Annotated in this window: 6 protein-coding genes and 1 pseudogene; 5 read left to right on the forward strand and 2 right to left on the reverse strand. The window is 69.6% G+C overall.

The window, feature by feature from the left end; all coding sequences use genetic code 11:
• Positions 1–13 precede the first annotated feature (13 nt).
• Complete coding sequence (locus AC3WR5_RS16440) at positions 14–703, reverse strand: hypothetical protein (protein WP_492485766.1); 690 nt, start codon at positions 701–703, stop codon at positions 14–16.
• 186 nt (positions 704–889) lie between these two features.
• On the opposite strand from AC3WR5_RS16440, the pseudogene AC3WR5_RS16445 reads away from it, so the two are divergent.
• The 3 genes and pseudogenes from AC3WR5_RS16445 to treY all read left to right on the forward strand — a co-directional run.
• Positions 890–2,182: pseudogene (locus tag AC3WR5_RS16445) on the forward strand (glucose-1-phosphate adenylyltransferase); the annotation flags it as partial.
• On the forward strand, positions 2,179–4,035 hold the full coding sequence (treZ, locus tag AC3WR5_RS16450) for a malto-oligosyltrehalose trehalohydrolase (RefSeq protein ID WP_492485767.1): 1,857 nt from the start codon (positions 2,179–2,181) through the stop codon (positions 4,033–4,035). The pseudogene AC3WR5_RS16445 and the gene treZ, both read left to right, overlap by 4 nt.
• Before the next feature lie 108 nt (positions 4,036–4,143).
• Positions 4,144–9,216: a malto-oligosyltrehalose synthase gene (gene treY, locus AC3WR5_RS16455; protein WP_492485768.1), complete on the forward strand. Its 5,073-nt coding sequence runs from the start codon at positions 4,144–4,146 to the stop codon at positions 9,214–9,216.
• Positions 9,217–9,313: 97 nt separating this feature from the next.
• Here the strand turns inward: treY and AC3WR5_RS16460 are convergent, their stop codons facing one another.
• Positions 9,314–10,435: a serine hydrolase domain-containing protein gene (locus tag AC3WR5_RS16460; RefSeq protein WP_492485769.1), complete on the reverse strand. Its 1,122-nt coding sequence runs from the start codon at positions 10,433–10,435 to the stop codon at positions 9,314–9,316.
• Positions 10,436–10,517: 82 nt separating this feature from the next.
• Between AC3WR5_RS16460 and AC3WR5_RS16465 the strand changes: the two genes are divergently transcribed.
• Together AC3WR5_RS16465 and AC3WR5_RS16470 are read left to right on the forward strand one after the other, a co-directional pair.
• Positions 10,518–11,318 carry a nucleotidyltransferase domain-containing protein gene (locus AC3WR5_RS16465; protein ID WP_492485770.1) on the forward strand — a complete coding sequence of 267 codons (801 nt, stop codon included), beginning with the start codon at positions 10,518–10,520 and terminating at the stop codon, positions 11,316–11,318.
• 24 nt (positions 11,319–11,342) lie between these two features.
• Positions 11,343–13,523 (forward strand): TonB-dependent receptor family protein, encoded by a 2,181-nt coding sequence (locus AC3WR5_RS16470; protein ID WP_492485771.1) that lies wholly within the window; start codon positions 11,343–11,345, stop codon positions 13,521–13,523.

A 13,523-nucleotide genomic window follows, 5' to 3' on the forward strand; every position in this document is an offset into this window, starting at 1 on the left:
GAAAACGCTGCCCTCAGGTCTGTTTCGGCGCGCCCACGGGCTGCTGGAACAGCGTCCAGTGATCGTCCTTGAAAAGGTACAAAGCCGAGGACACCCGCAGTTGCTTGCTGCTGATAAACAGCGCGGCTACCGACCTCTTCATGCTTTCAATGGCTTTGGTGTCGGCCAGTGGCGCAAACACCAGTGCACCGCGTTTTGGCAACATGGCCACCACCCCTTCCGGGTAACGCTTGAGTTGCGCACGCCAGAAGTCCTTGTCCAGGAAATAGCTGCTGATGAGGTCGGGCGATTTGCTTTCCACCTGCAGCCAGTCATCCCAGGCCTTCACCGTCGGCTCGCCGTAGACGCGCTTGATGTTCCGGACAGCCAGTGCCACAGCCGCCTCAGGCGTCAGGCGAAGGCGTTCCAAATCTTGCGGCGAAGCCCCCGGCATGCTCGTAGGCGTGTCGAAAACAAAGCGAATGTGCAAGTCACCGATGTAGGTAAACCAACCTGGGTCGACCTCGACCTCCTTGCCATCCTGCAGCTTGACCTTGCCTTTGCCAAAAGGCATCAGCGAATCCTCCGCTCTGGACTGGCCCTGCGATTCACGCAGTACCACCATCAGGTTGGATGCGCTGTCGTCAAATCCACGCGAATTCTGGGCAGCGGCATGACCCGCAAAGAGCAACGCAGCCAGGGCCGTGAAGAGAATCTTGAGCATGCAGGGTCCGAAGGTTGGGGCACACGCACAGGTGCGACGGCGAAGTGTAGTAGCGACCTGCCGAGCGCCGAACGTCACAGGCTCACCCTGTTTGAGGAAGCCCGCAGGCCGCCCACTTGTAACGGCATGCCGATTGCCGTCTCCGTTGAAACCCCCTTTCTTTCAACGGCCCTCGCGGGGAGCGACATGGCATCGATACACAAGACCTTGGGCATTGTCCTGGCTGGCGGCCAGGGCACGCGCTTGCATGCGCTGACACATGAGCGCTGCAAGCCGGCGGTGCCGTTCAACGGCAAGCACAGGCTGGTGGATTTCGTGCTCAGCAACCTGCTGAACTCCGGGCTGACTTCGGTGCACCTGCTGGTGCAGTACCAGGCGCAGTCGCTGGTCGAGCATGTGCGCCAGGCGTGGAGCTCGGCGCCTTACCTGCCGCCGCACTTCGTCAACCTGGTGCCGCCGGCGCCGACCAGCGAACACGGCTACCTGGGCACCTCTGACGCGGTGTGGCAGAACATCCGCCTGATCGAAGAGGCCGCGCCGGATCACGTGGCCGTGTTCGGTGCCGACCACGTCTACCGCATGGACCTGCGCCAGATGCTAGACGCCCATGTGCGCGACCGGGCCGACGTGACGGTCGCCACCGTGCCGGTGCCGTGCGAGCACTGCAGCGGCTTTGGCATCGTCGAGACCGACGCGCAGCTGCGCATCACCGACTTCCGCGAGAAACCGCAGCAGACGCGCGGCATGGCCTCCCGCCCCACGCATGCGCTGGCCTCGATGGGCAACTACCTGTTTTCCACCGAGGTGCTGCTGCGTGAGCTGCGCCGCGGCGCAGAAGCCGGCGAAACCGATTTCGGCACCCACCTGCTGCCGCGCCTGGTCAAGGGCCACCGCCTGCTGGCCTACGACTTCGCGGAGAACCAGGTGCCCGGCACGCACGCCTTTGAGGAGCCCGCCTACTGGCGCGACGTGGGCACCATCGACGCGTACTTCGAAGCCCACCTGGACACGCTGGGCGTGCAGCCGCGCTTTCGCATGACCAATCCGCAGTGGCCGATCTACGGCTCGCAGGATGCGTCGGAGTCGGCCCAGATCGAGGCCGGGCTGATCCGCCGTTCGGTGGTCGGTTCCGGCTGCGTGGTCGACGGTGCGCGGCTGGACCATGCGACGCTGCGCCGCGCGGTGCACCTGCAGCCCGGCGCCGAGCTGGACCATTGCATCGTGATGGACCGCTGCGTGATCGGCGCCGGCGCCTCGCTGCGCCGGGTCATCGTCGACCAGGACAACCACGTCCCGCCGGGCGAGCGCATCGGCCATGACGAAGCCTACGACCGCATGCGCTTCCACGTCAGCCCCAGCGGCGTGGTGGTGGTGCCGCGTGGCCATTTCCGCCGGCCGGCATGATCGAAGACGACACCCGAGTTGACACGGCACCCGGGCCGGCGGCGCAGCCTCGCCTCGGGTTTGAACACAGCATGCCGTTCGGCGCGAACCTGCTGCCGGACGGTGGCGCGCGCTTTCGGCTTTGGGCACCGGCCCCGCTGGAGGTTTCGCTGCGCTTCGAAGGCCAGGCCGCGGCACTGCGCGTGGCCGCACCGGTGAGTGCCGACGGCTGGCGCGAGCTGGTGCTGCCCGAGGCCCAGGCCGGCGACCGCTACCAGTGGCTGGTGCGTGCGGACGACGGCGAGCAGGCCGTGCCCGACCCGGCCTCTCGCAGCAACCCGCAAGGCGTGTTCGAGCCCTCCGTGCTGTGCGACCCATTGGCCTTCGACTGGCCCGCTACCGAGGCCGACTGGCGCGGCCGGCCGTGGTTCGAGGCCGTCTGCTACGAGCTGCACCCCGGCTGCTTCACGCCCGAAGGCACGCTGGACAGCGCCGCGGCGCAGCTGCCGCGGCTGCAGTCGCTTGGCGTGAGCTGCGTGCAGCTGATGCCGCTGGCCAGCGCACCCGGCCGCTTTGGCTGGGGCTACGACGGCGTGCTGCCGTATGCGCCACACCCGACCTACGGCGAGCCGGAGGCGCTGAAGCGTTTCGTCGCCACTGCGCACGCGCTGGGGCTGATGGTGATGCTGGACGTGGTCTACAACCACTTCGGCCCCTCCGGCAATTTCCTGCCGCTGTACGCGCCCGGCTTCTTCACCGAGCGCCACCACAACGCCTGGGGCAAGGCCATCAACTTCGACGGAGAAGACAGCGGCCCGGTGCGCGAGTTCTTCATCCACAACGCGCTCTACTGGCTGGAAGAATTCCGCCTCGACGGCCTGCGGCTGGACGCGGTGCACGCGATGAAGGACGACAGCTCGCCCGACATCCTCGAAGAACTCTCGCTGCGCGTGCGCGAGCAGTTCGCCGGCCGGCAGGTGCACCTGGTGCTGGAGAACGACAGCAATGACGCGCGCCGCCTGCCCGGCCTGCCGCAGCCCGGCACCTACGACGGCCAGTGGAGCGGCGACTTCCACCACACCTTGCATGTGCTGCTGACCGGCGAGACCGAGGGCTATTACGCCGAGTACAAGGACAAGCCGCTGACGCAGCTGGCGCGTTGCCTGTCGCTGGGCTTTGCGCGCGTCGGCGAGCCGCACTTGAATGCGGAGGAGGCACGCGCTGCCAACCCGCGGCGCGACGCGACCGAGCCGGTGCCGCTGCCGGCCACCGTCAACTTCCTGCAGAACCACGACCAGATCGGCAACCGCGCCTTTGGCGAGCGCCTGGCCACGCTGGTGCCGGACGAAGCCGCGCGCCGCCTGGCCGCCGGGCTGCTGCTGCTGAGCCCACCGGTGCCGCTGCTGTTCATGGGCGAAGAATGGGGCAGCGACACGCCTTTCCTCTACTTCGCCGACTGGCAGGGCGAGCTGCAGGACATCGTGCGCGAAGGCCGGCGGCGCGAGTTCGCGCACTTCTCCGCCTTTGCCGACGCCGCGACCCGCGCCCGCATTCCCGATCCCTGCGACGAAGCCACGCCGCGCCGCTGCCAGCTGGACCCGGCCGCCGTGCCGCAGCAGCCCGCCGCGCAAGCCTGGTGGCTGTTCCACCAGCGCCTGCTGGCCTGGCGCGCCCGCGTGCTCACGCCGCGCCTGCCGCAGTTGCGCCATGGCGAGCACGAAGCAGAGTTGCTCGGCGGCCAGGGCCTGCTGCTGCGCTGGCGCTTCGACGACGGTGCCGAGCTGCTGATGGCCGCCAACCTCGGCGCCGTGCCGCTGGCGCTGCCCCCCATTGCCGCCCTGGGCGACAACCACTACGCCGGCGACGGCTTCACGCTGGGCGAACAAACCGAAACCCTGCTCGGCCCCTGGGCCGGCCGCTGGCGCTGGGCGCATGACGAGACCGAATGAATCATCCACCCTTGAAAACACTGAGCGGGCCGAGCGCCGGGCCGCTCCCAAGCCGGCCCGCATCCCCTCGGGGGATGGTCTGCGGTACTCCGCGGACGAGGGGCTGACATGAGCGAAGTCTTGCTGGCACTGTGCGAACGCGCGGGACTCGCCACTTCCTACCAGGACTACTGGCACAAGACCCAGCCGCTGGATGACGCTGCACTGCGCGCGCTGCTCGCCGCGATGGGCCTGCCCGCGGCGGACGACACGCAGGCCGAGGCCACGCGACAGCGGCTGGCCGACGAGGCTGCGCGCCAGGTGCTGCCGGCCATGCACGTCGTCCAACAATCGGCTCCTTCGCCACTGCGCCTGCAACACCCCGGCAGCGTGGGCATGGGCTGGCAACTGCTGGCCGAAGACGGGCAGCATTTCCGCGGCGTGGTGCTGGCCGGCGCCACGCCAGGCCACGGCCTGATCGCGCTGCCGCCCGAGCTGCCGCTGGGCTACCACCGGCTGCGCGTGCGCGGCCTGCCTGCGGGCGAGACGACCGTGGCCGTCTGCCCGCCGCGCGGCTTCGCGCCCGCCGGCCTTGCGCAAGGCGAGCGCTGGTGGGGCGTGACGCTGCAGCTCTACGCGCTGCGCTCGGCCGGCAACTGGGGCATTGGCGACTTCAGCGACCTGATGCACGCGGTATCGCTGGCCGCTGCGCAAGGTGCGGCCTTTGTCGGCCTGAACCCGCTGCATGCACTCCCCCCCGGCCAACCCGAACGCGCCAGCCCCTACAGCCCGACCAGCCGGCGCTGGCTGAACCCGCTGTACCTGGACGTGCAGGCCGTGCCCGACTTCGCGCACTGCAGCGCCGCGCGCGAACTGGTGCGCGGGGCGGATTTCCAGCTGCGGCTGCAGCAGCTGCGCGATGCGCCGCTGGTCGACTACCGCGGCGTGGCCGCCGCCAAGCGTGAGGTGCTGGCCCTGCTGTACCAGCGCTTCCGCTCGCAGGAGCTGGCCCGCGCCACCGCGCGTGCGCTGTCCTTCCGGGCCTTCCAGCGTGGCAGCGGCGCGGCGCTGCGCCAGTTGGCGGTGCACGAGGTGTGGACTGCGCAGGCGGACGCGCCGCCGATGCCACCGCCCGGCAGCCCCGAGCTGGCGCTGTTCGCGGCAGAGCAGATCGAAGCCGTCGAGCAGGCCGAGTACCTGCAGTGGCTGGCGGACCAGCAACTCGGCGCCGCCGCTGCACGTGCCCGCGCGCTGGGCATGCCGCTGGGCCTGTACCGCGACCTCGCAGTTGGCGCACCGGCCGATTCGGCCGAAGTCTGGGCCGCAGGCGACTTGCACAGCACGGCAGCCAGCATCGGCGCGCCGCCGGAAGACCAGTACCCCGGCGGCCAAAGCTGGGGCCTGGCGCCACCGCTGCCGGCGCAACTGCAGCAGCAGGGCTACGCCAGCTTCATCGCGCTGCTGCGCGCCAACATGCGCCACGCCGGCGCGCTGCGGCTGGACCACGGCATGGCGCTGCAGCGGCTGTTCTGGGTGCTGCCCGACACGACGGGCGAGGTCCCGGTGGGCAGCTATGTGGACTACCCGCTGGACGACCAACTGAGCCTGCTGGCGCTCGAAAGCGTGCGCCAGCGCTGCCTGGTCATCGCCGAGGACCTGGGCAATGTGCCGGATGGCCTGCGCGAGCGGCTGCAGGCCGGCGGCGTACTCTCGTACCGGCCGATGTATTTCGATTTCGACGATGCGACCGGCCTGCCGCCACCCAACAAGGGCATGCTGCAGGCGCTGGCCGTAGCCGGCACGCACGACCTGCCCACGCTGCGCGCCTGGTGGCGCGGCGAAGACCTGAAGGCGCAAGCCGAGCTGGGCCTGTCGCCCACGGCCGCGTTGATGGCAGCCGCGCACCAGCGCCGCGCGCTGCAGCGCCGCCAGCTGCTCACGGCGCTGGCCGATGCCGGCCTGCTGCCGCCGCGCCTGTCGCCCAACGACTTGGCCGACGACGACCCGCGCCTGCTCGAAGCCGTCTACGCCTGGCTGGCCCGCAGCCGCACCCAGCTGGTGGGCGTGGCCTGGGAAGACGTGATGCAGCAGCTGCAGGCTGTGAACGTGCCGGGCAGCACCGAGGACCAGCGCCCGAACTGGCGCGTGAAGCTGCCGCTGACGCTGGAACAACTGGCGCACGACCCGCACTGGCAGGCCGTGGCCAGGCTGCTGCGCCTGGCCAGGCCGCTGCAACCCACCAGCACCGCGCCAGCGCTGGTGCAAGACCTCGCGCTGCCGCCGCTGGACAGCGCCGAGATCCCGCGCGCCACCTACCGCATCCAGTTCCACGCCGGCATGCGCTTCACCGAGGTGGCGCGCCGCGTGCCCTACCTGAAGGCGCTGGGCGTCAGCCACCTGTATGCCTCGCCCTACCTGAAGGCGCGCGCTGGCAGCACGCATGGCTATGACGTGATCGCCCACGGCGAACTGAACCCGGAGATCGGCAGCCCGCAGGAGTTCGACCAGCTCTGCACCGCGCTGCGCAACCACGGCCTGCAGCAACTGCTGGACATCGTGCCCAACCACATGGGCGTGCTCACGGGCGTGCCGGGTTCCGAAAACGCCTGGTGGCAGGATGTGCTGGAATGCGGCGGCGCGTCGCCCCATGCACAGTTCTTCGACATCGACTGGCAGCCGCAGGCCGCGGAATTGACCGGCAAGCTGCTGCTGCCGGTGCTGGGCGACCACTACGGCCGGGTGCTGGAAGCCGACGAGCTGCAGCTGCAGTTCGACGCCGCGCACGGCCGCTTCGAGCTGGCCTATTTCGACCACCGCTTCCCGCTGGATCCGCGCACCTATCCGCAGGTGCTGGGCCATGCCGCGCCGCCGGCCGACGCCATGCCGGCCGCCGCCGCCAGCATGCTGTCCGGCCTGCTGGACGACCTCGCCCGACTGCCGCCGCGCGACGTGCGCGAGCCGGCGCGCATCGCCATCCGCCGGCGCGAGAAGCTGCTTTACCAGCAGCAACTGGCCGGCGCTGCGGCGCGGCATCCTGGCCTGGCAACCTGGATCCAGCACCAGCTGCAGCGCCTCAACGGCAAGCCCGGCGAGCCCGCGAGCTTCGACGCGCTGGACCTGCTGATCCAGCAGCAACCCTGGCGCCTGGCCTTCTGGCGCGTGGCCGGTGACGAGATCAACTACCGCCGCTTCTTCGACATCAGCACGCTGGCCGCGCTGCGCATGGAGCGCGAGGACGTGTTCGAGGCCACGCATGCGCTGGTGCTGCGCTGGCTGGGCGAGGGCCGGCTGTCCGGCTTGCGCGTGGACCACCCGGACGGGCTGAGCGACCCGCGCGGCTACTTCGAGCGCCTGCAGCGCCGCTACCAGCAGCTGCGCCAGCAGCAAGGCCTGCCGCCGCGCGCGCTGTACCTCTCGGTCGAGAAGATCCTCGCTGAGCACGAGCACCTGCCGGAGGACTGGCGCGTGCACGGCGGCACCGGCTACCGCTTCGCCGTGCAGGTCCATCAGCTCAGCGTGGACAGCGGCAACGAAGCGGCGTTCACGCAGCTCTACGACGAGTTCACCGGCCAGACGCAGGACTTCGAGCGCACGCTGCGCGAGGCCAAGCGCCTGGTCATGACCCGCTCGCTGGCCAGTGACCTGCAGTGGCTCACCGAGGCCCTGCACCGCATCGCCCAGTCCGACCGGCGCAGCTGCGACTTCACCCGCAACGGGCTGCGCCAGGCGCTGATGGCAGTGGCCGCCGGCTTTCCGGTCTATCGCACCTACATCGGCCCGAACCCGCCCAGCGACGCCGACCGCCAGCACCTGGACTGGGCCTGTGCCGATGCGCGCCGCCACAGCCCCACGGCCGAACAGAACACCATCGATTTCCTGCGCCAGGTGCTGCTCGATGCAGCCACGCTGCCGGACCCGGCACGCCGCACGCAGGCCCTGGCCTTCGCCTCACGCTTCCAGCAGTTCACCTCGCCGGTGATGGCCAAGGCCATGGAAGACACCGCGTTCTACCGCTACCACCGCCTCGTCTCGCTGAACGACGTGGGCGGCGACCCGCGCCACTTCGGCAGCTCGGTGGCCGCCTTCCACGCCGCGAACCAGGCCCGCGCGCGCCACCATCCGCACACGCTGCTGGGCACCAGCACGCACGACACCAAGCGCTCGGAAGACGTGCGCGCGCGGCTGGCCGTGCTGTCCGAAATGCCGGCCCGCTGGGGCGCCGCCGCCGAGCGCTGGGCCGCGCTGAACCGCCCGCGCGCCGAACGCGCCGAGGCCGCCATCTCGCGCAACGACGAGTACCTGCTCTACCAGACGCTGGTCGGCATCTGGCCGCTTGAGGAGGCGCTCGACGACATTCGGCTGGCCGAGCTGCGCCAGCGCATGCAGGCCTACATGCAGAAGGCCGTGCGCGAAGCCAAGCAGCACAGCAGCTGGCTGCAACCCGACGAGGCCTACGAAGCCAGGCTGTCGCGCTTCGTGGACCTGCTGCTGGGCACCCTAGATCCCAACCCCTTCCTCAGCGACTTCCAGGCCTGGCTCGCGCCGGTGCAGGCCTTCGGCTGCTGGAACAGCCTGAGCCAGCTGCTGCTCAAACTCACCTCACCCGGCGTGCCGGACATCTACCAAGGCCAGGAACGCTGGGACTTCAGCCTGGTCGACCCCGACAACCGCCGCCCAGTCGATTTCGATGCACTGCAAGCCTTGCTGACACAGGTCCGAGAAGCCTTCATCGAAGGCCAGCTCCCACCCACCGCCGCCGCCGCGATGCGCGCCACCCTGCCGGACGGTCGCCTGAAGATGCTGCTGACCCAGCGCCTGCTCGCGCTGCGCGACGCCCGCCCGCTGCTGTTCGAGCGCGGCCACTACCTGCCGCTGGATGTCACAGGCCCGGCGGCCAACCACGTCACTGCCTTCGTCCGCCAACTGGATGGCGACACCCTCATCGTGCTGGCACCGCGGCTGCTGTGTGGCCTGGCTGGAGAAGACCCGGCGAAGCTGGCGCCTGCCCTTTGGCAAGCCACCTCCGTCCACCTCCCCGCCACGCTGAAGCCCCCGAGCACCTGGCAAGACGCCATCACCGGCCGCCTGATCCCGGATGCCACGCTGACCGCGCCGTCAGCAGACGATGGACCCGCAGCAATCCAGTTGCCAGTGGCATTCGGAGACTGGCCGCTGGCGGTGCTGATGCCTTCGGCGTTGTGAGCGCCTTCAGACCTGCGACTTCGCGTCATGCCCTCGAGGGGTCAAGGAAACTTGGGACGGCCCGGCGTTTCCTTGTGAGTCTTCCAGCACCCTTGCGTCAGGGCGCTGCCGCGTAGCTCTGCGCCAGCAGTTCGTCGGCCATCTGCCCCAGCAGCAAATGGTCATCGCTGCTGTTGTTGAGCACCAGCACGCTGTGGCCATCGGCCATGACGCGGCGGGCGATGGCGCGGAAGCCGCCGTTGGAACCGTCTTCCCAGGCGATTTCGCGGGGCTGGCCGGCAATGGTTTCGGTGCGGATGCGGCCGCCGAGGGCGTAGTGCTGATCGGGCATCTGGGTGGTCATCAGCGTGCGGCGAGCTTCAGGGCTGAGCAGCGGGCCGGCGAGCACGCCTTGCAGCAGTCGCAGCAGGTCGGGCGCGGTGCTGTAGAAGCCGCCGGCCATGGCCATGTAGGCGGGAATCGGATTGATGCGCGCTTGCGGCCCGGGCTTCAAGGCGCTGTAGCCACGAGCCATGCCGGGCACCTGGGCCGAGTCGCCGGAGAAGATGCCGCTGCCCTCCAAGCCCAGCGGGCCGGTGAGTTCGTCGCGCACCAGTTGCGGATATGGCTTGCCGCCGACCTGCTCGGCGATGGCCTGCACGATCAGCCAGTTCGAGTGCGAATAGTCCCACTGGGTGCCGGGCGCGAAGGCCAGGTCGCCGCTGGCATAGCGGCGCACCGCTTCGGCCTGCGTCATGACCTGCGTGGCCACCGATGGATCGGCCTTGCGCGCGGCCGCGATGTCGTTCGGCACGCCGCTGCTGTGGCTCATCAGGTGGCGCAGCGTGAGGCGTGCGCCGGTGTCCGGCCGGTAGGTGGGCAGGTACCGGGCAATCGGCGCATCGAGCGACAGCAGCCCGCGGTCCACCAGCCGCATCACGACGATGGCCGCGACCCACTTGGACATCGAGCCGGTCTCGAAGCGCGTCTGCGCGGTGACCGGCAGGCCAGCTTCCGCGTCGGCCACGCCAGTGCTCACCAGCGCCAGCACCTGCGTGCCCTGCCCCACCAGCACCACACCATTGAAGCCATGCGCAAGGCGATGGCGCTCGACGATGGCGGCGTAGGGCTGAGGTGCCGGCACCACGGTTTGCACTTGAGGCGCGACGGCAAGCTGCGCGCTGCCGCAGCCCGCCAGCGTCGCTGCTGCCAGCGTTGCCATCAAAATCGGTTTGATCATGCCGCTCCCGGAAAGCCTGCTGGCACATGCCGCCGGCCAGTCTCCCACAGCGCCACCCCGCGACAACTCAAGTCCCACGACCATGCCTTTGCCCTTGCCCGACAACTCCCATCCGATCGACCCGCTGATCCGCGAGCAGATCATGGCCAAGCTGGCCGCGGTTGAAACCGAGCATGGCGTGCGGGTGCTGTATGCCTGCGAATCCGGCAGTCGGGGCTGGGGCTTCGCTTCGCCGGACTCGGACTACGACGTGCGCTTCGTCTACGCGCGGCCGGTGCGCGACTACCTGCAGCTGGCGCAGCCGCGGGACGTGATCGAGGAGGTGCCGGGGCCGGTGTTCGATGTGAACGGCTGGGACTTGCGCAAGGCGCTGCAGTTGCTGGCCAAGGGCAATGCGACGCTAGTCGAATGGCTGAGCTCGCCGGTGGTGTACCGGCAGGACGAAGCGTTCGTGCAGCGGCTGCGAGCAGCGGCGGCCGCGGTCTACCAGCCGGTGCGCTCCTTCCACCACTACCACGCGATGGCGCGCGGCAACTACCGCGACTACCTGCACGGTGACCTGGTGCGGGCGAAGAAATACCTGTACGTGCTGAGGCCCTTGCTGGCCGCGCAATGGGTGCTGACGCATGACGATGCGCCGCCGATGGCTTTCGAGGCGCTATTCGAGGCGATGGTGCCCGACGCGGCCCTGCGTGCCGAGGTTGCCGAACTGCTGGTGCTCAAGCGCCAGGCCGGCGAGCAGGACTGGCTGCCGGCGCGACCCATGCTGAATGCCTTCATGGACCGCATGCTGACCAGCATGGCCGAGCTGCAACCAGCCTTGGTGCAACGCTCGCTCGCACCACTGGATGCGCTGTTGGCTGACACGCTGCTGGGCGGCTGAGCGACTCAGCGGCACAATGGCGCGATGCCTCGTCACTTGCTTGCGGGCCGTGGAGCCCTGCGTCCGAATTTCCCCCGACATGCCGGTTGGCTGCTGGCCACCGCTCCGGTCGCAGTGTTGGCGCAACAGGTGACCGAGGCCATGCCTGCTGCGCCGGTTGAAACGGTGGTCATCACCGCGACGCGCACCGAGCAGCGGCCGTTTGACGTGCCTGCATCAATCGACCGCATCGAAGGCGATGGCCTGCGGCTGGGCCGTGCGCAGGTGAACCTGTCGGAAAGCCTGGGCGCGGTGCCGGGGCTGCAGGCGCGGGACCGGCAGAACTATGCGCAGGACACGCAGATCTCGATGCGCGGCTTTGGCGCGCGCTCGACCTTCGGCATCCGCGGCGTGCGGCTGTATGTGGACGGCATTCCGGCCACGCTGCCCGATGGACAGGGGCAGATCAGCAATGTGGAGCTGGGCTCGGTGGGCCACATCGAGGTGCTGCGCGGGCCGTTTTCGGCGCTGTATGGCAACTCGGCAGGCGGCGTGATCAACGTCTTCACCGACGACGGCGCCGGGCCGCCCCGCGTGGGCTTCAGAGCCGGTGCGGGCAGCGATGGCGCGCGGCGCGTGGGCGTGTCGGCCAGCGGGTCCGAGGGCACGCTGGGCTACGTGCTGGGCGCCAGCCGCTTCACGACCGACGGTTACCGCGAGCACAGCGCCACCGAGCGGCTGCTGGGCAATGCCAAGCTGAGCTGGAAGCCGGACCAGGACCGCAAGCTGACGCTGGTGCTCAACAGCGTGGCGCTGCCGCGGGCGCAGGACCCGCTGGGGATGACCCGGGCGCAGTACGAGGCCGACCCGCGTGGTGTGGACCCGGTGGCGCTCAGCTTCGACACGCGCAAGCGCATGAACCAGACGCAGGGCGGCCTGACCTACGAACAGCGCATCGACCCGGCCAACGCACTGCAGCTGATGGCCTACCTGGGCCACCGCGGCACCGAGCAGTTCCAGTCCATTCCGGTCGCCACGCAGGCCAACCCGTTGCACCCGGGCGGTGTGATCGAACTCGGCCGCGACTACCGCGGCGGCGACCTGCGCTGGACCCACCAGACCGAGGCGCTGGGCGGGCCGCTGAGCCTGGTGGCCGGCCTGGCTTACGACACGCTGGCCGAGCACCGCCAGGGCTACCAGAACTTCACCGGCAGCGGCGACGACCTGGTGACCGGCGTGCGTGGTGCGCTGCGGCGCGACGAGCGCAACAACGTGAACAACCTCGACGAATACCTGCAGGCCAGTTGGCGCTTTGCGCCGAGCTGGACGCTGAACGCCGGCCTGCGCCACAGCCGGGTGCGCTTCGAATCCAGGGACGACTACATCGGCGGCACGAACCCGGACGACAGCGGCGGCGCCAACTACACGGCCACGCTGCCGGTGTTGGGCCTGATGTTCGCTGCCAGCGAGCAGCTGCATTTCTACGCCACCGCCGGCCGCGGCTTCGAGACGCCCACGCTCAACGAACTGGCCTATCGCAGCGGCGGCCAGACCGGGTTGAACTTCGGCCTGGGCGCGGCGCGCAGCAGCAGCGTGGAGGCTGGCGTGAAGGCGCGCGTGGATGGGCTTGGCGAGTTCACCGCCGCGCTGTTCCGCACCGGCACGTCCAACGAGATCGTCACGCAGACCAACCAGGGCGGCCGCGCGACCTACCAGAACGCCGGCGCCACGCGCCGCCGCGGGCTGGAGCTGGGCTGGTCGCAACGCTTCTTCGGCGACCTGCGCGCGCAGGTGGCGCTCAGCACGCTGGACGCCCGCTACCGCGACAGCTTTGCGACCTGCGCCGCCACACCCTGCAGCAGCGCCACGCTGCAGATCCCCGCAGGCAACCGGCTGCCCGGCCTGGCCCGCAACACCGCGTTTGCCGCCGTGAGCTGGGCGCCTTTGCAAGGCTGGCATGGCGGCGCGGAGGCCCGCTACGTGAGTCGCGTGTTTGTCAACGATGCCAACAGCGACGCAGCGCCAGGCTATGCGACGGCAGCGGTCAACGCTGGCTATGCCGTGACAGCCGGCGCTTGGCAGCTGGACGGTTTCGCGCGCATCGACAACCTGTTTGCCCGCCGCTACGTCGGCTCGGTGATCGTCAACGAAGGCAACAGCCGCTTCTTCGAGCCGGCGCCAGGGCGCACCTGGTGGGCGGGCGTGTCGGGCAGCCTGCGGTTTTGA

The sequence above is a fragment of the Ideonella sp. FW305-24 genome, assembly GCF_058788035.1.